Annotated in this window: 21 protein-coding genes; 19 read left to right on the top strand and 2 right to left on the bottom strand. The window is 60.7% G+C overall.

The window, feature by feature from the left end:
- The first annotated feature begins 7 nt into the window (after positions 1-7).
- From cphA to AC07S4_RS21495, 13 genes are all read left to right on the top strand, one after another.
- A complete protein-coding gene (gene cphA / locus AC07S4_RS21435; RefSeq protein WP_494988577.1) occupies positions 8-2,578 on the top strand; it encodes a cyanophycin synthetase in 2,571 nt (856 codons plus the stop codon).
- Between the two features lie 88 nt (positions 2,579-2,666).
- Positions 2,667-3,026, top strand: a complete 360-nt coding sequence (locus tag AC07S4_RS21440) for an MmcQ/YjbR family DNA-binding protein (RefSeq protein WP_494988578.1) — start codon at positions 2,667-2,669, stop codon at positions 3,024-3,026.
- A gap of 11 nt (positions 3,027-3,037) precedes the next feature.
- Complete coding sequence (locus AC07S4_RS21445) at positions 3,038-3,622, top strand: YdcF family protein (RefSeq protein ID WP_494988579.1); 585 nt, start codon at positions 3,038-3,040, stop codon at positions 3,620-3,622.
- A 500-nt stretch (positions 3,623-4,122) separates the two neighbouring features.
- Positions 4,123-4,668, top strand: coding sequence for a basic secretory protein-like protein (locus AC07S4_RS21450; protein WP_494988623.1), 546 nt, complete (start codon positions 4,123-4,125; stop codon positions 4,666-4,668).
- A 152-nt stretch (positions 4,669-4,820) separates the two neighbouring features.
- Entirely contained in the window at positions 4,821-5,399 is a 579-nt protein-coding gene (locus AC07S4_RS21455) for an RNA 2'-phosphotransferase (protein ID WP_494988580.1), read from the top strand.
- Between the two features lie 309 nt (positions 5,400-5,708).
- Positions 5,709-6,230, top strand: a complete 522-nt coding sequence (locus tag AC07S4_RS21460) for a hypothetical protein (RefSeq protein WP_494988581.1) — start codon at positions 5,709-5,711, stop codon at positions 6,228-6,230.
- Positions 6,231-6,305: 75 nt separating this feature from the next.
- Positions 6,306-6,794 (top strand): hypothetical protein, encoded by a 489-nt coding sequence (locus tag AC07S4_RS21465; protein ID WP_494988582.1) that lies wholly within the window; start codon positions 6,306-6,308, stop codon positions 6,792-6,794.
- A gap of 51 nt (positions 6,795-6,845) precedes the next feature.
- Positions 6,846-7,310 (top strand): hypothetical protein, encoded by a 465-nt coding sequence (locus tag AC07S4_RS21470; protein ID WP_494988583.1) that lies wholly within the window; start codon positions 6,846-6,848, stop codon positions 7,308-7,310.
- A 260-nt stretch (positions 7,311-7,570) separates the two neighbouring features.
- Positions 7,571-8,185, top strand: a complete 615-nt coding sequence (locus AC07S4_RS21475; RefSeq protein WP_494988584.1) for a T6SS immunity protein Tdi1 domain-containing protein — start codon at positions 7,571-7,573, stop codon at positions 8,183-8,185.
- Between the two features lie 573 nt (positions 8,186-8,758).
- Positions 8,759-9,079, top strand: coding sequence for a DUF6678 family protein (locus tag AC07S4_RS21480; RefSeq protein WP_494988585.1), 321 nt, complete (start codon positions 8,759-8,761; stop codon positions 9,077-9,079).
- A gap of 222 nt (positions 9,080-9,301) precedes the next feature.
- On the top strand, positions 9,302-9,574 hold the full coding sequence (locus AC07S4_RS21485) for a hypothetical protein (protein ID WP_494988586.1): 273 nt from the start codon (positions 9,302-9,304) through the stop codon (positions 9,572-9,574).
- Positions 9,575-9,677: 103 nt separating this feature from the next.
- Positions 9,678-10,064 (top strand): iron chaperone, encoded by a 387-nt coding sequence (locus AC07S4_RS21490; RefSeq protein ID WP_494988587.1) that lies wholly within the window; start codon positions 9,678-9,680, stop codon positions 10,062-10,064.
- Between the two features lie 94 nt (positions 10,065-10,158).
- The gene (locus AC07S4_RS21495; protein WP_494988588.1) at positions 10,159-10,647 is read left to right on the top strand and encodes a hypothetical protein; all 489 of its coding nucleotides are present in this window, start codon (positions 10,159-10,161) and stop codon (positions 10,645-10,647) included.
- On the opposite strand, the gene AC07S4_RS21500 is transcribed toward AC07S4_RS21495, so the two are convergent.
- Positions 10,633-11,727, bottom strand: a complete 1,095-nt coding sequence (locus tag AC07S4_RS21500; RefSeq protein WP_494988589.1) for a LacI family DNA-binding transcriptional regulator — start codon at positions 11,725-11,727, stop codon at positions 10,633-10,635. The two genes, AC07S4_RS21495 and AC07S4_RS21500, sit on opposite strands and share 15 nt — an antisense overlap.
- 169 nt (positions 11,728-11,896) lie before the next feature.
- On the opposite strand from AC07S4_RS21500, the gene AC07S4_RS21505 reads away from it, so the two are divergent.
- From AC07S4_RS21505 to AC07S4_RS21515, 3 genes are all read left to right on the top strand, one after another.
- Positions 11,897-13,153, top strand: a complete 1,257-nt coding sequence (locus tag AC07S4_RS21505) for an Hsp70 family protein (RefSeq protein WP_494988590.1) — start codon at positions 11,897-11,899, stop codon at positions 13,151-13,153.
- On the top strand, positions 13,153-13,794 hold the full coding sequence (locus AC07S4_RS21510) for a 3'-5' exonuclease (RefSeq protein ID WP_494988591.1): 642 nt from the start codon (positions 13,153-13,155) through the stop codon (positions 13,792-13,794). Before AC07S4_RS21505 ends, AC07S4_RS21510 begins: the two co-directional genes overlap by 1 nt.
- Before the next feature lie 107 nt (positions 13,795-13,901).
- The gene (locus tag AC07S4_RS21515; protein WP_494988592.1) at positions 13,902-15,308 is read left to right on the top strand and encodes an SEL1-like repeat protein; all 1,407 of its coding nucleotides are present in this window, start codon (positions 13,902-13,904) and stop codon (positions 15,306-15,308) included.
- On the opposite strand, the gene AC07S4_RS21520 is transcribed toward AC07S4_RS21515, so the two are convergent.
- Positions 15,305-17,116, bottom strand: a complete 1,812-nt coding sequence (locus AC07S4_RS21520; protein ID WP_494988593.1) for a GGDEF domain-containing protein — start codon at positions 17,114-17,116, stop codon at positions 15,305-15,307. The genes AC07S4_RS21515 and AC07S4_RS21520 overlap by 4 nt on opposite strands.
- 126 nt (positions 17,117-17,242) lie before the next feature.
- Between AC07S4_RS21520 and AC07S4_RS21525 the strand changes: the two genes are divergently transcribed.
- The 3 genes from AC07S4_RS21525 to AC07S4_RS21535 all read left to right on the top strand — a co-directional run bounded on the left by AC07S4_RS21525 (position 17,243) and on the right by AC07S4_RS21535 (position 22,590).
- On the top strand, positions 17,243-17,887 hold the full coding sequence (locus AC07S4_RS21525) for a methylamine utilization protein (protein WP_494988594.1): 645 nt from the start codon (positions 17,243-17,245) through the stop codon (positions 17,885-17,887).
- An 8-nt stretch (positions 17,888-17,895) separates the two neighbouring features.
- Positions 17,896-20,307, top strand: coding sequence for a putative bifunctional diguanylate cyclase/phosphodiesterase (locus AC07S4_RS21530; protein ID WP_494988595.1), 2,412 nt, complete (start codon positions 17,896-17,898; stop codon positions 20,305-20,307).
- A gap of 111 nt (positions 20,308-20,418) precedes the next feature.
- A complete protein-coding gene (locus AC07S4_RS21535; protein WP_494988596.1) occupies positions 20,419-22,590 on the top strand; it encodes a prolyl oligopeptidase family serine peptidase in 2,172 nt (723 codons plus the stop codon).
- Positions 22,591-22,671 lie beyond the last annotated feature (81 nt).

The following is a 22,671-nucleotide window of genomic DNA, read 5'->3' on the forward strand; positions in this document are numbered from 1 at the left end:
ACAGGTAATGGAAGTTATACGCATCCGCGCGCTGCGCGGTCCCAATCTTTGGAGCCACCACACGGCGGTTGAAGCCATCGTCTCCTGCACGCCCGACGAGGAAAACATCGACAAGCTGCCCGGCTTCGAAGTGCGCCTGCGTGCGCGCTTCCCGGGGATTGCGGCGCTGCAGCCCATCGGCCACAACGACGCGATTCCGATGGCGCATGTGCTGGAAGTGGCAACGCTGGCGCTGCAGGCCGAAGCCGGCTGCCCGGTGACCTTCAGCCGCACCACGGCAACGCTGGAAACCGGCATCTACCAGATGGTGGTGGAATACACCGAAGAAGAAGTGGGCCGCCTGGCGGTGGAACTGGCCGAGCAGCTGCTGAAGTCCGCGCTGGACGACACGCCGTTCGACCTGCCCGGCGCGCTGGCCCAGCTGCGCGACCTGGACGAAGACGTGCGCCTCGGTCCAAGCACCGGCGCCATCGTGCAAGCGGCGGTGGTGCGCAACATCCCGTTCAAGCGCATGACCAAAGGTTCCATGGTGATGTTCGGCTGGGGCTCGCGCCAGCGCCGCATCCAGGCTGCCGAAATGGACTCCACCGGCGCCATCGCCGAGACCATTGCGCAGGATAAGGAACTGACCAAGAAACTGCTGGACGCCGCCGGCGTGCCGGTGCCGCACGGCCGCACCGTGGTGGACGCGGACGACGCCTGGGCCGCCGCCAACGAAGTGGGCCTGCCGGTGGTGGTCAAGCCGAAGGACGGCAACCAGGGCAAAGGCGTGACGGTCAACGTCACCACCCAGGAGCAGATGACCAAGGCCTTCAACGCCGCGCGCGAATTCCGCGACGACATCCTGGTCGAACGCTTCCTGCCCGGCCACGACTTCCGCCTGCTGGTGATCGGCAACAAGCTGATCGCCGCTGCGCGCCGCGACCCGCCGCACGTGGTTGGCGACGGCGTGCACTCGGTGCGCGAACTGGTGGACCTGGTGAACGCCGACCCGCGCCGCGGCTCCGGCCACGCCACCTCGCTGACCAAGATCCGCTTTGACGATATCGCACTGGGCCGCCTGGCGCTGCAAGGCTACGAGGCCGACTCCGTGCCGCCCAAAGGCCAGCGCGTCACCCTGCGCAACAACGCCAACCTGTCGACCGGCGGCAGCGCCACCGACGTGACCGACGACGTGCACCCGGAAGTGGCGGCGCGCGCGGTGGAAGCGGCGCAGATGATCGGTCTGGACATCTGCGGCGTGGACGTGGTGTGCGACAGCCTGCTGCAGCCTATCGAAGCCCAGGCGGGCGGCGTGGTGGAAGTGAACGCCGCGCCCGGCCTGCGCATGCATTTGACGCCATCCTACGGCAAGGGCCGTCCGGTGGGCGAAGCCATCATCTCCGCCATGTTCCCCGAAGGCGACGACGGCCGCATTCCCGTGGTGGCGGTGACCGGCACCAACGGAAAGACCACCACCGTGCGCCTGATCGCGCACCTGATGGCCTCCAGCGGCCTGCGCGTGGGCATGACCAATACCGACGGCGTCTACATCAACGGCCGCCGCACCGACAGCGGCGACTGCTCCGGCCCGCGCAGCGCGCGCAACGTGCTGCAGCATCCGGACGTGGACGCGGCCGTGTTTGAAACCGCGCGCGGCGGCGTGCTGCGCGAAGGCCTGGCCTTCGACCGCTGCAAAGTGGCGGTGGTGACCAATATCGGCGCCGGCGACCACCTGGGCCTGAACTACATCACCACCGTGGAAGACCTGGCGGTGCTCAAGCGCGTCATCGTGCAGAACGTGGACAAGAACGGCGTGGCCGTGCTGAACGCCATGGACCCTATCGTGGCCGGCATGGCCGCGTCCTGCAAAGGCAAGGTCACCTTCTTCGGCGCCGACCGCGAGCATCCGGTTATCGCCACGCACCTGGCGCAAGGCCGCCGCACCGTCTACATCGAAGACGGCCAGCTGATCGCCGCCGAAGGCAAGCACGCCGAAGCGGTGGCGCTGTCCGAAGTGCCGATCACGCGCAACGGCGCCATCGGCTTCCAGGTCGAAAACGTGATGGCCGCCGTGGCTGCAGCATGGGGCGCGGGCATTTCGTGGGAAGCCATCCGCAAGGGCCTGGCCACCTTCGCCAACGACAGCGACAACGCGCCGGGCCGCTTCAATATGTTCAACTACAAAGGCGCCACCGTGATCGCCGACTACGGCCACAACCCGGACGCCATGCTGGCGCTGGTGCAGGCGGTGGACGCGCTGCCGGGCAAGCGCCGCTCGGTGGTGATTTCCGGCGCCGGCGACCGCCGCGACGAAGACATCCGCCAGCAGACCGAGATCCTCGGCAAAGCGTTCGACGACGTGCTGCTGTACCAGGACCAGTGCCAGCGCGGCCGTGCCGACGGCGAAGTGGTAGCCTTGCTGCGCCAAGGCCTGACCGGCGCGCCGCGCACCAGCCACATCGACGAAATCAACGGCGAGTTCATCGCCATCGACAAAGCGCTGGCGCGCTTGCAGCCAGGAGATTTGTGCTTGGTGCTGGTAGACCAGGTGGAAGAATCCCTGGCCCACATCGCCAAACGCGTAGCCGAAGCCTAAGTCTGGCAGCACCCGATAAGACCCGCACACTGCGGGTTTTATTTTTTGTGGACCCCGTAACCCGCCAGCTCCGTCGGAGAACAAACAATTGGACACCAAACAGCTCAAGGCCCACTGCGCCCAATTCCCCGGCGCCACCGAGACCATGCACGGTGCCCCCAGCAACATCCTGGTGTACGCGGTAGGCGGCAAGACCTTCGCCTACTTCAAGACCAGCGAGCCCGAGCGCTGGCGCTTCAGCTTCCGCGCCTCGCCCGATCGCTTTGTGGAACTGACCGGCGTCCCCGGCGTCAAACCCGCCCGCTACATGGGCCGCTTCCACTGGGTCACCATCGTCAACGTCCAGCACTTCCCTGCAGACTACCTGGCCGAACTGCTGCAATGGTCCTACGACAAAGCGCTCTCCGCCCTGAGCAAGCCCAAGCGCCTGGCTGCGCTGGCAGCTTGAACGGCTTCCCCATGACACAAGACGATCTGCAACGCATTGCCGACTACGTAATGCCGTCATTCCCCGTGCGGGTTTCGGACCTGGGATTCCTTTTCGGCACCCGCCACGGTGTGCCAGAGTTCTGCGAAGCGGCGCACGAGTTGTGGCAGAAAGGCATGTTCAAGCGCTTGCTGATATCCGGGGGCTGCACCGGATCATCGCCGATAGCGGAGGCGGACGTGATCGCAGAACGGCTGATCGCGCTGGGCATACCCGAATCCATTCTCATACTGGAAACCGCCGCCACGAATACCGGCGAAAACGTCCGCTTCGGCCGCGCCAGGGTGGCTGAGGTGATGGACCCTGCCGCGATTCAAAGTGTCGTCGTCATCGGGAAAATATGCTCAAGCCGCCGCTATCTGATGACCTTGCAAAAACACTGGCCCGGATTGAGCATGTCCCTTAGCCCCGTCAACTATTTCGGCGTGCCCGCCGAGCGCTGGCACGAGCACGAAGAATTCCGCGCCCGCGTGCTCAGCGAATTCGACAAGATCCCGCGCTACCTTGCTGAAGGTTTCCTCGTAGAGATCAACGGCTGCGCAGCATATCCGCGCTAATTCAGCGGCCCTCGTGACAATTGGTGATTTTTCCCCTTGGGCAAGATGTTATCCTGAATGCCTCCGGGGATAGCAAGAATAGAGGAAGATATGAAGAGAGTTTTGTCCGATTTCGCCTTAGCTGCGTTGGGATGTTTCGTTGGAAATGCGGTTTACGTCAATACCATAGGCGACCCCAATGACTACCATCTGGTTCGCACGGTTTGCTTTTCAGTCTTGTTTGGAACTGCGCTATTCCTGTTGAGGAAGTATGTTCGGCGAGTTAGCTAGTATTCGCTTGTACATTGCGGCGTACTAACGGCCAGGTGCAGCTCGGCAATAACCGGCCGGATGCGGCCGCTGTAAAGAGAAAACTTATGGATTTCACTGAACCACCATCCTACACCTCCATTCAGCAAGAACGTCTTGCTACGGCACAACGCTTGGTAAATGATTGGTATCCGAAAATCAATATTCTTCTTTTTGATTAAAGACACCCTCTGCCTTACCCACGGCCGTGTATAAAGGTCGAAGACGTACAAAAATATTCCGGTGTTCCTGCGTACACTGAAGACGACACCATCTATTTGTGGGCTAAATATATTGAGGGGCAGGAGGAAGAAGATTTTGAAGGTATGGTAATTCATGAACTTACGCACATCAATCAGCACGGGAAAGGTGTAGGAGAGAATGGCTGGGTAGTTGAGGGTGTGGCCGATTATTTAAGGCATAAGCACTTCGCAAAAGATATTCAGCCTGCTCTTAACTTATCTGCCGATGGCCGCTTAGTAAACTACGCGCCCAAAGATATATATTTATATGATTTGCAGCAACAAAAAGTTGACCTGCGCCATCAAGGGTATGAAAACCGTTATACGGTCGCCTCTACTTTTTTATATTGGCTGGAACAGCACAAAGGCAGCCACATCGTCAGGGAAATCAGTGTTACGTTTGAGGAAGGGAAATTCACACCTCAACCGTTTGAAAAAGTCTGCGGCAAGCCTCTCGATGCTTTGTGGAGCGAATTTGTTGCCGAATCTCAACGTGCGTCAACTTGTGGTTGTTAACTATGCAACTATGCGGGACGTTGCAACGCTGGTCAAGCCGACGGGCTTAAATGGTGCTGTAAACAATAGCGGTTAATTAACTTGCGGCCATTTGCGGTCAGTCGGGAAATCCAGTCACGATGGCGTGAACATCAATCTAGAGCTGGCGTTATTTGAATCAACAATATCAGCAGGATTTTTTAATGTCGAAACACTTTGAGCGAACTAGTAAGTTTTTGAGCTTGGTCCTCCGCCATAGTCCAGAGGCCATTGGGTTGAGACTGGACAACGAAGGCTGGGCAGAAGTAGAGGAACTGATTTCCTCTGCCAACGCTAAAGGCCATGATCTCTCACTAGAGCTGTTAATAGAGGTTGTTACCAATAATGATAAGCAGCGCTTTGCCTTCAACGACAGCGGTACGAAAATTCGTGCAAACCAAGGGCACTCGGTTCCAGTTGACCTGAAGCTTAACTCGCAGGTGCCACCATCTCAACTGTTCCATGGAACGGCAACGCGCTTTGAGGCGTCCATTCGTAAGGGAGGGCTGCGGCCAGGCTCTCGCCAATATGTGCATCTATCTTCCTCGTTTGAAGTTGCCACCACTGTAGGCGCGCGTCATGGGAAGCCTCTAGTATTGCTTATCAATGCTGAACAAATGCGTCGAGATGGCATCGCATTTTATTTGTCTGAAAATGGTGTTTGGCTAACTGACTCGGTGCCTGTTGAGTACATTAAATTTGAAGGCTGCTGATGGCGTTGGCACATCACAACCATATATACAAGCATTGCCGAATGGGCGAACGCTGGAATGATTCGTGAGCGTAAAGACCGAGCCGGCGAGCCATGAACGCACTGGTGGTCCCACGGAGGCTCGGCCGTCTTCGGCCAGAACCGGACCTTCGCAGACTTATCGCAATTTAGAAATTAAGGCACGAAAGATGAAATATGTGTCCGCAGTGCTGAGTATGTCGACCTCAGTGCAGCTGAGCTAAGGTCGGCATCCGGCGAAAGTTAAACTTTGAGTGTTGATCATATATTTATGGGAATAAAGGTTTGTCTGATGCACTATGCCATTATAGTTTCATTATCTCTATTTATTGGCAGTGAAAGCTTTGCTGGCGAAGTGGTGCAATATAATAGGGAGTCGCAGAAGTCTGATGGTACGCTCATTGTTGGGCTGGAATGCAATAAGCGAAACAATATTCTTCAGTTAGGTTTTTTCGATGCATACAACGTCCCTAAAAAAAATATGGATTTATGGGACACATTTGACCTTAAGAAAAATAATGCAAGTGGTGATGCTGTTGTAAGGGTGCTAAGCGTTGTGCGAGGATGCAAACTCGGTGGAGTTCGTTACCGAATTAAGATTACTGGCGAACCCGCAAATTGGAATCTAAACGGGGAATGTGGAAGCCTCACCTTTGCGACTGCGAAAGTATGGCGAGACGAAAGACTTATATTTGACGAGGCCGTTTCAGACTGTGTTAGTTGGCCGCGCTTGAGGACTATTACATTTTCTCCGATAAATGAAGCCCCTCTCAAGAGGGAGGGGAGCAGTTTATCAGAGCTCCACCTCTACTAGCATTAACCTCGGTGTCCGCCAACAGCCGACCTTGGGAATTGATGTGTCTTTTCGCTCAGTTAGGAGTGCTCGTTAGTGCAGTTGAAAATAAAGGTAACTTGTGGCGGCGAAGTGAAATGGGCCGGTGCATCTCAAAGCGGGCCGGTTTACTACGGAGGTCCGCCTCCGGAAACTGGAATATGGAAGCTGAGCATAGCGAAAGTTGAAGATTACTTCCATGCGGCTTTGAAAATTTTCTCCTTTGGAGAGTCGATTGAAACGTTCGTCCTTGGTTTTGAAATTGGAGATTTGGAGGGATGGGGCAATTTTTTCACATCGATGAGCGGCTACACGAGTTACCGCCCAAAGATGAAGTTGGTGGTCTCTGTGGGGCAACTCAATTGGCCTGACGTGAAAGACCTTCCAGCGGAAGAACAATTTCAAAGATTCGCTGAAATCTTGTTGAGCGCAATTGGGCGCGTATCTGAGATGAAGCGAAAGCCGAAGAGTTTCGATTCAGCTGCGTTCTCAGTAGAGGTCGCTCGGTTACTGGCTCAATGTCCTGTTGACGAGATGAAAGTATGAAGGACTTGTTGGCCTTGACCTGCCAGCAGCGGACATTAGAAAGACGCAACGATGAAATCATTTGAGAAATTACTCGCCTCTACTTTTATTGCGGCGATCTTCACCACGGTATCTGCCCAAGAGACACGCCCATCCGGTCCCTCCAAGCCGGCGCAGTCCGAGTTCTTTACATCGCAGCTTGCGATGGTTCTGGTTGCACGTCAGGAGTCGACTGCTATTTTCGCACTGACTCTTGCAACGAAAAAGCCTTTGCCTGATGGATCAACAATTCGAGTTGAATTTGAAAACCCCAATCTACCTGAGTCACCGTTCGTCATAACGAATGTGGTAGCAAAGAACGGTGAAGTGGTGGTGCAATCCCCAAGGTTTGAGGGAATTCATAATAGAACTGCATACCTGACGCGAACAAAAGTACTTGGAGCTGATCAAAAGCCTCTTTCGATTCACGACCAATGGATTTGGTTTGAGATGCCGATTGCCTTGAGAAATAAATACGAAACCAAGATATTTGACTGAACACTCGTTGTTCTGGATAAGTAAATATGAAAAAAATCCTTCATTGGCAGACTGAGCGAAGGTCCGCAGCCAGAAGCTGCCATACACACACCGTAAAATGCTATCCAAACATGCTTGATGATACAAGACGAAATTGCTCACTCAATTCTGGCACATGAAAAACGCAAGGTACATGCTAAAACGGTGCTGGCCGGCGCTGATTATCGCTCGCGTTGGCCTTATGAACTACAAGCCCGGCTGTAGGCGGCCAAAAGCGGCGTATGGTGAAAATAAAATATGAGGAACAGATGTTAGAGGTTTTTTCAAAACACTATATTCGTGATGGAGCTGCTGGAACCCACCAGGTATTTTCAGTTGAACCAAGCGTCATGGCTCTCATTCAGTTGCTTGGCGGTTCATCATTTTCGCGAGGGCTATATCGTATAATTCTTGAAAGTGAAAAATATGAATGGGATTTGACCGCCTCAAAAGCTTTTCCAGATTTTGGGAACCGGCTCTCCTGCTTTGCTTATGACTGGTTAGGCCGTATATTCGCACTCGACCCCGGACGGCTCGTTGGTGGCCTGCCAGGAGTTGTGATGCTAGAACCTGGTACGGGGGAAGCCCTTGAAATACCTTGTCATATCTCATCTTTTCACGATCAAGAATTGATTGAATATCGCGATGCTGCGCTTGCAGCCGAGTTTCATGAAAACTGGCTATCTCAAGGAGGCCCAGCTCCATCATACAGCCAATGCATAGGATACTTGCGGCCGCTATTTCTTTCTGGGAAAGACGAAGTTGCGAACTTAGCCGTCAACGACCTGAATGTCTACTGGGAAATTGCTTCGCAGTTGATTCTTCAAGTCCGAGGCGTTTCAGCCACAGCACACTAACGGCCAGTTGTAGACGTGCACGAATGCTTCATAGATATGTACAACCAAGCACGCTATTTAGTGGTTGATGGGGGGCTCTCTGGAACTGGTATCAGGGACGCGGTTGAGGGCGGGTATCTAACCGTATCCGCCATCGGCATTTCTGAAGACCTGATCAATGCAATTTCATCCTGGCAGCAACGATATGAACTAACACATTTTGGGGCATATTAAGTTTGGGCGAGGTTGACAAATTAGACGCGGAAGGATTGACTTTTCGTCAAAAACTGTCTGTGGAATTAGCTCAAGTGAAGGTGCAGTATTCTAGCTCTAAGATGCTGCTATTATTTCCCTGAGGCCGTATGCAGTTGCGGATTCAACCGATCGACGCTGGTTGGGCGGGAATAGAACATCTCCTATCGGATTCGGCGCCTGATGAAACGCGTTGCCGGCTGATACAAGAGCTCGGATGCGATTATTGGGCCGGTTCGCCAGTTGAAATCCGGATTTGGCTTAGGCAGGTGGTTACAGAGTTAAGTTAGCTAAACATCTGGCGGCTAAAAGCGGAGCTGGTGATATGGAAATAACAACTATATGTTATCATTGATGAACGATACAAAGTGGGATGAGTTGAGACTGGCGATGTATGAGCTTGGACCGCTCTCACCAAAATGGCGTACATTGGACGTAGAAAATGGATACCTCTCAGAGTGGGATAGAGAATGGTTTTACCACTTCCGGAATGGCGGATATAAATTCATTAAATGGGTGGAAATCGCTATCGAATCTTCCGCACAACGGCAGGCTGTATTGACTGAGCTGGCCAAGGTCCACGTTCCAGGAGAGTTCACTGAAACTGGCTTTCGAGTTCTTGGGTACGCTGAACTGGGCGCCGAGGTCGATTACTTGTCTTGATGTCTAACAGCCCAGAACAGCCATTTAATCGACGCCCTTTTTAAACTGACTATGTTGGAAATACCGAAGCTAATAGAGCCCGTCTTTAGAGAAGCAGGCTGGAAGGGGCCGAAGAGCAACGCCCCGCCAGGCAAGATGTCAACGTCCGCCTTTGCCATCGCCAATCGAATAGTTGATGAGTTCGGAGGGTTGACTGTAGGGACATGTGGCGTAGGAACAGAAATGGCATCGAGCGATGTGCGCTTTTACGAAAGTCTTCGCCCGGAGTTCGGCGATCTTTTTCAAGCTTGGGCTGAACAAATTGGTGAGGTTGTTGCATTTGCCTCAGCTCATCATGACCACATGATTTTGTCAGTCGGCACTAATGGGACTTTTTATGTATTTACCGATCCTGACGGTCAACTATACCGAGGCCCGCAAAATTTCGGAGAGCTGATGCTTCGTTTACTGTGGGGTCATTCGTGCGGCCCCGCGATTTCAAAAGACTCGTACTAGTTCCAAGTGACCGTTCGCTTTGGGGCGAAATTGGACTTTGCATATTTCACTATATCTCCCCAAAGACAAGCGAGCGTGTATATAAAACGACGGAAAACGCAGAATGGGTACGCAAAAGTTTGCATCGGTAGATGAATATCTTGCCTCAGTGCAGGCGGTGAAGGCGAGGACGCTACGCGCCATCATTACTTTTGTTCTCAGCGAGTTTCCTGAGTTGGAGGTGAAGATGGCCTGGAATGTGCCGCATATCCACCGGAACGGCAGTTATGTGGCCGGCCTGGCCGCTTACAAAAACCATCTGACATTTGCTCCTTGGAGTGCCTCGGTCATGGAGGCCTTCAAGCCAAGGCTTGGTGATTTTGTTGTCTTTAAGAATTGCTTTCAAATCCCGGTTGACTGGCCTGTCGATGAAGCCCTGGTGAAGGACCTTGTCCGCGCCCGGCTGGCTGAGCTGAGCTGGGCTAGGCTAGGGCTTGTATGCCCTATCTAACAGATGGAATGCGAAATTTCCCCTAAGGTGGCATCTCGTTCGCCAGGTTCGGTTGGCGGCCAGGGAACATCCACTCGCATAAGGGGTAACACAGATGAATACTCGCAGCCTGATTTCCTCCGCTCTGATCGGCGCGGTTGCTAGCGCGCGGTCCATGACGCCGATGGCCACGCTCGCGGCGGCGCGTCTCGCCCAGCGCCGCACTAGCGGAGAGCTGGTCCTGCTGGACCGGCCTGTGTTCAAGTACGGTGCGCTGGCTATGGGGCTCGGAGAGCTGGCCGGCGACAAGATGAAGACCGCGCCAGACCGGACCGTCTTTCTTGGGTTGTTGGCGCGCGTGTTGAGCGCCGGGATTGCTGGTGCGGCTTTGGCGCCTAAGGGCCGGGAACCGGCCGGCGCGGCAGTCGCGGTGGCAACTGCAGTGCCTCTTGCCTATGTAACGCTCGCCGCCCGGAAGCGGGCTATGGCGCAGATGGGGCAGACCCGCAGCGGACTGATCGAGGATGCGCTGATATTGATGGCTGGCGCTGCGGTAGTGGCCCTGTCAACCAGGCCTGAGCGCTCAAGGTCAAGCCGCGAGTGAGACGGATGCCAGCGGAGCGAGGCGGGCGGTGGCGCCTTCGATGAAGTGGGGGGCGAACATGCGCTTTTCGGCGGCGCCGCCCGGGTTCTCTATCAGGTTGTGCAGCAGGTCGGCCGCCGCCGCCGCCATTTGCTGCATGGGGTGGCGCAGGGTGGTCAGGTTGTAGCTGAGCCACTCGGACGCCTCGACCGCGTCAAAACCGGCCACAGACAGCTGTTCCGGCACGTTCAGCCCCAGTTCGTGGCGCGCGCAGTCCAGGCAACCGATGGCCATGACGTCGGTGCCGCAGATGACGGCGTCCGGCACCCGGCCGTTGCTGCGCGCGATGATTTCGCGCAGGCCCAGCTTGCCGCTGGTGTAGTCGAAATTGCCGCGCACGATAAGCGGCTCAGGCAGCATCAGCTCGGCCAGCCGCTCGCAGACGCCGCGCCGGCGTTCGCTGGCCACTGCGTTGTCCTGCGCGCCGTCGATGATGCCGAACACGCGGTGCCCGGCCGCAGCCAGCCGCGAAGCCAGCGCGCGGCCGGCTTCGTACTGGTCGCAGGCCACGGTGTTGGCGGCCTGGCCGCGCAGGTTGCGGTTGAAGACCACCAGCGGCACCCGGCGGCGCTCGAATTCGGCCACTTGCGCCTCGCTCAGCGTGGCGGCGGCGATCACGCCGTCCACCTGGTATTGCCAGACGTCGTTCATCACTCCGTCCAGCTCGCTTTCTCGGGTCAGCGTAAACAGCAGCACGCGCTTGCCGCGCCGCGCCACTTGCTTGCTCAGTTCGGACAGTGCTTCGGGATAGTAGAGATTGGCCGCGTTGGAGATGATGACCGCCACCATATTGCTGCGCCGCGTAATCAGGCTGCGCGCCGCTGCATTGGGAATGTACTCCAGGCTGCTGGCCGCTTCCATCACGCGCTTGAATGTGTCCTTGGACACGCTGGCGCCCGGCTTGAAGCAGCGCGACACGGCAGATTGCGACACGCCCGCCACCAGCGCCACGTCGTAGGACGTCACGCGCCGGTTGTCGCGCAGTATGGCTGCCTTGTGTTCCGCAGCGTTGGGTGCCGGCGCGTTTTTCGTAGGTCTCATCTCTGTTGGGCCAGGCATTGCATGTTTATAGTTATTTCCCAAGAATATCTTATTGTCTTACCGCATGGCAATAGTCTGCGATAATAATGCCGGCAACTGTCGTTAAATAGGCGCAGGGCGGGCCGTTTCTGCTAAACTACCGCCCCTTAGAATTTACTGGAAGATAGACATGGCCATAGCTTGCGGAGTCGATTTTGGCACGTCCAATTCCACGGTGGGCTGGGTGCGTCCCGGCCACGGCACCATGCTGGCCCTGGAGGACGGCAAAACCACCTTGCCCTCGGTGGTGTTCTACAACGCCGAAGACGAGGAAGTCACCTTCGGCCGCGCCGCGCTGAGCGAATACCTGGCCGGCTATGAGGGCCGGCTGATGCGTTCGCTGAAAAGCCTGCTGGGCACCAGCCTGATCGACGGCCAGACCGAAGTGGGCGGGCGCGCGCTGCCGTTCCGCATGCTGCTGGCCAACTTCATCGGCGAAGTCAAGAAGCGCGCCGAGCAGGCCTCCGGCCGCCAGTTCACGTCGGCCGTGTTCGGGCGCCCGGTGCACTTTATCGACGACAGCGCCGCCAACGACCAGTTGGCCGAGGATACGCTGGCCGAGATCGCCCGTTCGGTCGGCTTCAAGGACATCGCTTTCCAGTTCGAGCCCATCGCCGCCGCGTTCGACTACGAGTCCCAGATCGACCGGGAAGAACTGGTGCTGATCGCCGATATCGGCGGCGGTACGTCCGACTTCTCGCTGGTGCGCCTGTCGCCCGAGCGCGCCAAAAAGGCCGAGCGCCGCGATGACATCCTGGCCACCGGCGGCGTGCACATCGGCGGAACGGACTTCGATAAATACCTGAGCCTGTCGGCGGTGATGCCGCTGCTGGGCTACGGCACGCAGCTGAACAACAATAGCGAAGTGCCGTCCAGCTATTTCTTCAATCTGGCCACCTGGCACACCATCAACCTGGCCTACACCAAGAAGATGTGGTCGCAGCTGTCCGAACTGGTGCGCGACGCGCGCGAGCAGGACAAGCTGACCCGTCTGCAGAAGCTGATCGACCAGCGCGCCGGCCACTGGCTGGCGATGAAGGTGGAGGAGGGCAAGATTGCCCTGTCCGGCGCGGAACACGTGGCGCTGGAGCTGGACCGCCTGTCGCCCGCCGTCACGCTGGACCTGAGCCGCAGCAGCTTCGACAGCGCCATCGGCCACCTGGTCGGCTCGGTCGAGCAGACCGTGCAGAAGATGCTGGCGGACGCGGGTGTCAAGCCGGAGCAGGTGGACACGGTGTTCTTCACCGGCGGCTCCAGCGGCGTGCTGTCGCTGCGCGAACGCATCGGCGCGGTGCTGCCTGCCGCGCGCAAGGTGGAGGGCGACCTGTTCGGCAGCATCGGCGCCGGCCTGGCGCTGGACGCGGTGCGCAAGTTCGGGGGCGCGTAATGGTGGCCCACAGCGGTGCGGTGTACAGCAAGCCCATCGTGATGATCGACTTCGAGACCACGGGGCTGTCGCCGGACATGGGCGACCGCATCACCGAAGTGGCGGCGCTGCGCATTGAGGACGGCCGCATCACCGACCGTTATGTGTCGCTGATTAATTGCGGCGTGCGCATTCCCAGCTTTATCACCGGGCTCACCGGCATTACCCAGCAGATGGTGGACAGCGCGCCGCCGGTGGACGAGGTGGTGCCTGCGCTGCTGGACTTCATCGGTTCGGACGCGCTGGCCGCGCACAACGCCAGTTTCGACGAGAAGTTTCTGCGCGCGGAAGCGGGCCGTTTCGGCCTGGCGCCGGCGCACCAGGGCACGGTCTGCTCGCTGAAACTGGCGCGGCGCGTGTTTCCCGCGCTGGGCAGCTACAAGCTGGGCCAGCTGTCCGGCCAGCTCGGCATCCGCTTCAAGAGCGCGGCCCACCGGGCCGAGTCGGACGCGGAAGTGGCGGCGCAGGTGCTGCTGCACATCGCCCGCCACCTGGGCGACACCTACGGCCTGGCCCAGGTTGAGCCGGAACTGCTGCTGTCGGTAAACAAGCTGGCGGCAGCCAAGGTGCATGCCTATCTGCTCAAGCAAACCGGCAAGTAGGCGCAAATTTCCACCTGGCTATCAATTCGCAACCACGATTGAGCGTGATCAAAGGCATGCTGGCCTGACTGACTAAACTTTGTGCACACGCGTCGCAAAGAGTCATCATGGACCATCGCTATTCCCCCGCCGATAGCACCATCTTTTCGTGGTACCGCGACGCCGCCGCGCGCGGCAATCCCTATGCCCAGTTCAACCTGGCCCTGCTGTACAAGAAGGGCCAGGGCGTGCGCCGCGACGAGGAAAAGGCCTTCGTCTGGATGCGCCTGGCCGCGCTGCAGGGCCTGGCGTTCGCACAAAACCACCTTGGCGCCATGTACTACAACGGACGCGGCACAGCCTGCCGCGACGCCGAGGCCGTCTTCTGGTTCCGCCTGGCCGCCGAGCAGGGCGAAGCGTCCGCCCAGCAGAACCTGGGCCAGATGTACCGCAAGGGGCGCGGCGTGGCCCGCTGCGACGAAACCGCGCTGGCCTGGTTCAGCCGCGCCGCCGCGCAGGGCGTGGCGAGCGCGCAGGCGCTGGTGGGCGAAGCCTATCTGCTCGGCCTGGGCACGCGGCGCAGCGATCCCCTGGCGCTGGCCTGGCTGCGCAAGGCGGCCCTGCAGGGCGATGCGGACGCCCAGCTCAACCTGGGCCGGATGTACCAGCGCGGCCAAGGCGTGCCGCCCAGCGATGCGGCGGCGCTGGCCTGGTTCCGGCAGGCCGCCGCCCAGGGCCACGCCGTGGCGCAGCGCCTGGTCGGCATCGCCTACGCCGAGGGGCGCGGGGTGGCGCCCGACCAGCGCCGCGCCTACAGCTGGCTGGCCCGGGCCGCCGCGCAGGACGACGTCGAGGCCCAGTTCAGCCTGGCCGTGCTGTTGGCCAATGGCTACGGCGTGGAGCGCGACGAGCCGGAGGCCCTGATCTGGTACCGCCGCGCCGCCGAGTCCGGCCACGCGCAGGCGCAATCCAGGCTGGCCGCCATGTATGCGCAGGGGCGCGGCGTGGCGGCCGACGCGGCGCGCGCGCTGGAGTGGTATTGCCAGGCCGCCGAGCAAGGCGTGGCCAGCGCCCAGTTCAACGCCGCCGTCATGTATGCCAACGGCCATGGGGTGGAGCGCGACGAGGCGCGCGCCGTGGCCTGGTACCAGGCGGCGGCCGCCCAGGGCGACACCAGCGCGCTGAACAATCTGGGGGTGATGTACGCCAACGGCCAGGGCGTGGCGCGCGACGACGAGGCGGCGGTGGCCTGCTACCGCCAGGCGGCGGGCAAGGGCCATGTGCTGGCGCAGTACAACCTGGGCGGCATGTATCACAGCGGGCGCGGCGTGGCGCGCGATCCGGTGCAGGCGTATATCTGGATCGCCGTGTCGGCCGCCGGCGGCAACGCCAGCGCGGCCGCGCAGCGCGAGCAGATGCGCGGCAAGCTGAGCGAGGCCGAGCTGGCCGGCGCGCTGGCCGCCGCGTGCGCGCTGGCCGAGCAGTTTCCCGCCGCCGGCGGCGAACAGCCGGCCTGCCAGCAGGCGGGCGCCTAGGCTGGCTGTACCTGCTGGCGGCGGTCTACGAACAGGCTGTTGCCGTGGATCTTCTTGGCCTGCTTCTTGGCGTCCGAAGCCTGGGTGGCGATCTGGTGGTGGGAATAGTACTGGTGCGGCTCCACCCGTATCGTGCCCAGCGATAGACTCATCAGCGAATAGAACACTTTCTTGCCCTGCCTGTCCTCGCTGATATAGCCGCCCCGGTCGCGGTCCTCCAGGCTGTAGAAGTCCAGCACGCTGCTCTCGAAGTCGGCCAGGATGGCGCGGCAGCGCGTTTCCCAGTCCTCGCTCTGGAACAGCAGCATGAAGTCGTCGCCGCCGATATGGCCGATGAAGTCGCGGTCGGGGTCGCAGTGGCCGCTGAGGATGCGGGCCGTCATCTGGATCACGTCGTCGCCCCGGCGGTAGCCGTACACGTCGTTGAAGGGCTTGAAGTGGTCCAGGTCGCAATAGCAGACCCAGAAGCGCGTGCCGCTTTCGAGCAGGCGGTCGATATGCTCGTTGATGGGCACGTTGCCCGGCAGCTGGGTCAGCGGGTTGGCGTAGCGCGCCGCGTGGATCTGCATCTGCGTGATTTCGCGCATCAGGTCGTGGCCGGTGCCCATGCCCAGGTAGCGCCCGTGCTCGGTGATGATGAAGCCGTTGAACAGGTGGTGCGCGGCCGACTCCACCATGCGGTAGGACAGGTCCTGCAGGCTGGTATCCTTGTCGGCGATCAGCGGCTTGGGGTCCATGAAGACCTTGCAGGACTTTTTGCCGTACAGCTCGCGCTGGTAGGGGCGTGCAAAGTGGTCGATCATGTCGAAGCGGCTGATCAGGCCGAGCGGCTCGCCGCCGTCCACCACCGGGATAATCATCAGCTTGGGTTCGGCCATGAAGATCTCGTACACCTCGTTGTTGCTCATGGACGGCGGCACCGCCGCCACCTCGTGCAGCAGCTTGGCGATGCTGGCGGCCTGCTTCTCGGCGCCGCGCTGCGGATACACGGCCACGCCGTTGCGGCTCAGCGCCTTGGCCACTTCGGCCGGCAGGGCGCGCGCCGGCGCGTTGTGCGGCCGGCCCAGGTGGTAGCCCTGGCCGTAGGCCACGCCGATATCGCGCAGCACCAGCAGCTCGGCCTGGGTTTCTATGCCCTCGGCGATGACCAGCGTGTCGGACTTGTCGGCGATCTCCTGGATGGAGCGCACGAACTGCAGCTTCACCGGATCGTGGTTGATGCCCTGGATGAAATGCATGTCGATCTTGACATACTCGGGCCGCAGCTCCGACCACAGGCGCAGGCTGGAGAAGCCTTCGCCCAGGTCGTCGATGGCGATCTGGAAGCCCATGTTGCGATAATGCAGCACCGCTTCGCGCATCAGTTCGTAATCATAGGTGGGCTGGTTTTCGGTCAGCTCGATAATCACGCGCTCCGGATTGATGCCCAGCTGTTGTATGTATTGCAAGGTTTCGCCGCGCGTGCCGTCCGGCTGCAGCAACAGGCATTCGGGGCTGACGTTGAGGAAGAGCTTGCCCGGCAGCTTGAGTTCGGCGAAGCGCTCCAGCACCACGCGCCGGCACAGATGCTCCACCTCCACCGTGCGCCCGCACACGCGCGCCGCCTTGAACAGGTTCAGCGGCGAGTGCAGGGGGCTGTCGGACGGCCCCCGTATAAGCCCTTCGTAGGCGATGATGTCGCCGTCCTGCATGCGCGCGATGGGCTGGAACAGGGCGCTCAGCTGGCGGCGCTCGATGATGTCGTTCAGTTGCATGCGCAGCAAGGCGTCGTCGTCGGGGGCGGGGCGCAGGTAGGCCACATTGTTCATGGTAAGCAGGCAAGAAGTAGCAAGTGTGTGATGGTAAGCAGGGAATGTGACAGGTTGATGAATTCAGGAAACTACTTAACGCTCATCGCCGCTGGCGCTACAATAGGATTTCCTCTATCAGCACTCATGCCCGCACCGATGCCGAAACCGTTCGCCCGCCTGGCCGCCGCCGCTACCCTCTGTTTGCTGGCGGCTGGCGCCCGCGCGTCCGGTGTCGCCGTGGCGGTGGCCGACAGCGCCGGTGCCCCGCTGGCCGACGCCGTGGCCTGGCTGGAGGCCGAGGCCGGGCAGGCCGTGTCCAAGGGGACCTTGAAAGCGGCCGAGATCGAGCAGAAGGGCCTGAAATTCATGCCGCTGGTGACGGTGGTGCAGACCGGCACCCGCATCGATTTTCCGAACAACGACAAGGTGCGCCACCACATCTACTCTTTCTCGCCGGCGCACAAGTTCGACCAGAAGCTGTATTCGGGCACCACGGCCACGCCGCAGATCTTCGACAAGCCCGGCATTGTGGTACTGGGGTGCAATATCCACGACAAGATGGTGGCCTATGTGCGCATCGTCGACACGCCTTACTTTGTGAAGGGCGACGCGGCCGGCGTGGGCCGCATCGACGCGCCGGCCGGCAAATACGTGCTCAAGGTCTGGCATTTCAATATGGCCGGCGGGCAGCCCGCCGAGCAGGCGGTGGTGGTCAAGGCCGGCGACGCGCTCGGCACGGCCAGCTTCCGCCTGCCCATGAAGCCGCCCGTCAGCGGCGACGCGCTGTAGGAGCCCGCATGCGCTTCCATTTCCGCAGCCTGGAGAGCCGCATCGTCACGTTGTTCCTGCTGCTGATTATCGCCGTGCAGGTGGCCGGGCTGCTGCTGATCCAGCGCGGCATCGACAGCAATGCGCGTGCCTCCATCGGCGTGGAGCTGGGCAACGGCGCCAAGGTGTTCCGCCGCCTGCTCGAACAGAACGCGCAGAGCCTGCGCTTTGGCGCCCGCCTGCTGGCGCGCGACACCGCCTTCGTGGCCGCTATCGGCAACAACGACGAATCCGACCGCGCCACCATCGAATCCGCGCTGGCCAACAGCGGCCGCCGCATCAAGGCCACCGCCTCCATGCTGGTGTCGGCCGAGCGCAAGATCACCGCCACCACCAGCGAAAGCCAGTCGGCCGGCCTGGAAAAGCTGGTCATGAGCATGCTGGACCAGGCCGAAGCCTCGGACGGCGCCAACGGCATCGCCCTGGTGGACCGCTACCCCTACCAGGTGGTGGTGATGCCGGTGAAAGCGCCTATCGTCATCGGCTACATCGTCATGACCTTCCCGATCGACAGCCAGCTGGCCGGCGAAATGCAGAGCGTGAGCGGGCTGCACACATCCATCCTGACGCGCGACCGGCAGGGCGGCCTGCTGCCGGTGGCCTCCACGTTGCCGGCGCCGGTGATCGCCGCACTGACGCACAGCATCGAAGCCATGCCGGCACGGCTGGATGCGCCTTTCGATGTGTCGGTGCAGGACGCGCGCTACAGCGTGCGCCAACTGCAGCTGGGCGAGGACGCCGGCCAGGCCGTGAGCGTGCTGCTGGTGCGCTCCATCGACGAGGCCATCGCCGAATATGCGCGCCTGGAGCGCTGGCTGCTGGGCCTGGCCGTTGCGGGCATCCTGATCTCGGCCGCCGCCAGCGTGTTTACCGCCAAGCGCATCGCCCAGCCGCTGACCCTGCTGGCCGACACCGCCAAGCGCCTGGAGCGCGGCGACTACAAGGGCCAGATCGAATTCAAGCGCGAGGACGAGATCGGCGCGCTGGCGCAGGCCTTCGACAGCATGCGCGACGGTATCGCCAAGCGCGAGCAGGAAATCCGCCGCCTGGCGTATTGGGACACCCTGACCGGCCTGCCCAACCGCGCCCAGTTCGTGCTGCACCTGAACGACTCCATCGCCGAAGCGCGCAAGCGCGAAACGCCGGTGTTCGTGCTGATGATGGACCTGGACCGCTTCAAGCACGTGAACGACGTGATGGGCCACAGCTTCGGCGACGCGCTGCTGCGCCAGGTGGCGGGGCGCTTGCAGGTGCAGCTGGCCAACCGGCGCAACACCTCGGCCCAGGTGGCGCGGCTGGGCGGCGACGAATTCGTGGTGCTGCTGCCGGACACCACGCTGGAGCAGGCGCAGGTGATCGCGCGCGAAGTGCTGGCCGCGCTGGAAACGCCGCTGTCGCTGGACGAGCAGATGGTGGACATCGGCGCCGGCCTGGGCATTGCAGGCTACCCCATGCATGGCGATAACGCCGAATCCCTGCTGAGCGCGGCCGAGGTGGCCATGTACACCGCCAAGCAGCGCAACGACGGCGCCGTGGTGTACGACGCCGCCATCGACAAGAGCAGCGAGCAAAGCCTGTCGCTGCTGACCGAGTTGCGCAACGCGGTCGAGCGCAACGAATTCCGCCTGTTCGTGCAGCCCAAGATCATGCTGGGCAGCGGCGAGGCGGTGGGCGCCGAGGCGCTGGTGCGCTGGGTGCATCCCGAGCGCGGCAATGTCTTCCCGGACCAGTTCATTCCCTTCGCCGAGCAGACCGGTTTTATCCGCGTGCTCACGCGCTGGGTGATGGAACAATCGGCTGTGCTGTGCCGCCAGCTGGCCGCGCAGGGCATCAAGCTGAAGATTTCCGTCAACCTGTCCACCCGCGACCTGATGGACCAGGACCTGCCGGTGAAATTCGCCGAGCTGCTGGCGCGGCATGAACTCGAGCCGTCCGCCTTCTGCCTGGAGATTACCGAAAGCGCCATCATGGACGACCCGGTGCGCGCCCAGAACACGCTGGAGCGCCTGCACGGCATGGGCATGGAACTGTCCATCGACGACTTCGGTACCGGCTACTCCTCGCTGGCCTATCTGAAGCGGCTGCCGGTGGACGAGCTGAAGATCGACAAGTCCTTCGTGCTGAACATGGAGAACGACATCGGCGACAGCAAGATCGTGCGCTCCACCATAGACCTGGGCCACAACATGGGCCTGCGCGTGGTGGCGGAGGGCATAGAAAGCGAAGCCGTATGGCGGCTGCTGGCGCGCATGGGCTGCGACCAGGGCCAGGGCTACTTCATGAGCCGGCCCATGCCGGCCGACCAGCTGGCCGGCTGGCTGGAGAAATGGCGGCCGCCGGGCGCCGCCATGGCGGTGGCCGAGAGCACGCTGGCCGAATAAAAAGCGACGCCGCGCGCTTCAGAACATTTCATATTTGTCATATTCCACGCTATGATCGTCGGCAGCGCGGCTGGGCTGCGCCATTCCCAAATAACCGGACGAGACGAATCTATGCAATTACGACGTGCTTCCCTGATCTTCGCACTGGCCGCCGCATTCAGCGGCGCCGCGCTGGCGCAAACCTGCCCCGGCAATGGCGCGGTAGTGAGCTACCCGCTCAGCAAAAAGGTCGACCAGCAGGACAACTACCACGGCACCACGGTGGCCGATCCTTACCGCTGGCTGGAAGACGCCAACAGCGCCGAAACCAAGGAATGGGTGGATGCGCAGAACAAGCTGACGCAAAGCTATCTGGGCCAGATCCCGGCGCGCGAGGCCATCAAGGCCCGCCTCACCAAGCTGTGGAACTTCGAACGCTACGGCGTGCCTTACAAGGAAGGCGGCCGCTACTTCTACAGCCGCAACGACGGCCTGCAGAACCAGTCCGTGCTGTACACCATGAAGACGCTGGGCGACACGCCGCGCGTGCTGCTGGATCCGAACACCCTGTCGTCCGACGGCACCGTGGCCCTGGCCGGCGCGGCCGTCAGCCCGAACGGCAAGCTGCTGGCCTACAGCACCGCCGCCTCCGGCTCGGACTGGAACGAAATCAAAGTGCGCGGCATCGACAGCGGCACGGACACCGAAGATCACATCAAGTGGGTGAAGTTCTCCCGCACCGCCTGGAACCACGACGGCAGCGGCTTCTACTACAGCCGCTACGACGAGCCGACCGAAGCGACCAAGCTGGCCGGCGTGAACTACTTCCAGAAGCTGTACTTCCACAAGATCGGTACGCCGCAAAGCGCCGACACGCTGGTGTACGAGCGTCCCGACCAGAAGGAATGGGGCTTCGGCGCTGAAGTGACCGACGATGGCCGCTACCTGATCATCAGCAGCAGCCAGGGCACCGCGCGCAAGAACCGCGTTTTCGTCAAGGACCTGGCCAGCAAGGACGCCAAGGTGGTCGGCCTGCTGGAGCAGTTCGACGCGGCCTACGACTTCATCGCCAACGATGGCCCGGTGTTCTACTTCCGCACCGACAAGAACGCGCCCAAGTCGCGCGTGATCGCCATCGACATCCGCAAGCCTGCGCAGGAGCAGTGGAAGGAACTGGTGCCGGAAGCGGCGGAAACGCTGACGTCCGCCAACATCATCAACAAGCAGCTGGTGTTGAACTACCTGACCGACGCGCACAGCGCCGTGAAGATTTTCGACATGAAGGGCAAGCCGGTGCGCACGCTGGACCTGCCGGGCATTGGTTCGGCCAGCGGCTTCCTGGGCAAGGCCAAGGACGCCGAGACTTTCTACTCCTACACCAGTTTCACCACCCCGGCCACCATCTACCGCTATGACATGAAGTCCGGCAAGAGCAGCGTCTACCGCCAGCCGAAAGTGGACTTCGACCCGGCCGCGTATGAGACGCGCCAGCAGTTCTACACCAGCCGCGACGGCACCAAGGTGCCGATGTTCATCGTGGCCAAGAAGGGCATCAAGCTGGACGGCAGCAACCCGACCTATCTGTACGGCTACGGCGGTTTCAACATCTCCATGACGCCGGCGTTCTCGGTGGCCAACCTGGCGTGGCTGGAAATGGGCGGGGTGTACGTCATGGCCAATCTGCGCGGCGGCGGCGAATACGGCGAAGCCTGGCACAAGGCCGGCACCAAGCTGCAGAAGCAGAACGTATTCGACGACTTCATCGGCGCGGCCGAATGGCTGGTGGCCAACAAAGTCACTTCGCCTGCCAAGCTCTCGATAGGCGGCGGCAGCAACGGCGGCCTGCTTGTGGGTGCGGCGATGACGCAGCGTCCGGACCTGTTCGCGGCGGCCCTGCCGGCGGTGGGCGTGATGGACATGCTGCGCTTCCAGAAGTTCACCATCGGCTGGGCCTGGACCTCGGACTACGGCTCGTCGGACAACGCGGAAGAGTTCAAGGCCCTGGTCAAGTACTCGCCGCTGCACAACCTGAAGTCGGGCGGCTGCTACCCGGCCACCATGGTCACCACCGCCGACCATGACGACCGCGTGGTGCCGGCGCACAGCTTCAAGTTCGCCGCCGCAGCGCAAGCCGCGCAAGCGGGCGCCAACCCCATCCTGATCCGCATCGAAACCAAAGCCGGCCACGGCGCCGGCAAGCCGACTGCGAAACAGATCGAAGAAGTGGCCGACCGCTGGGGCTTCCTGACCCGCGCCCTGAACATGGGCGCCCCCGCAGCCCCCGTCGCCGGCGCCATGCAATAAGGCAATACCAACCCTGACCCCTTTTTGCTTGTAAGCAAAAAGGGGTCAGGGTTAGTTTATCTTTGCAGCAAGCCGCGCCTT

The organism is Pseudoduganella sp. GW821-FHT05F09 (assembly GCF_059419605.1).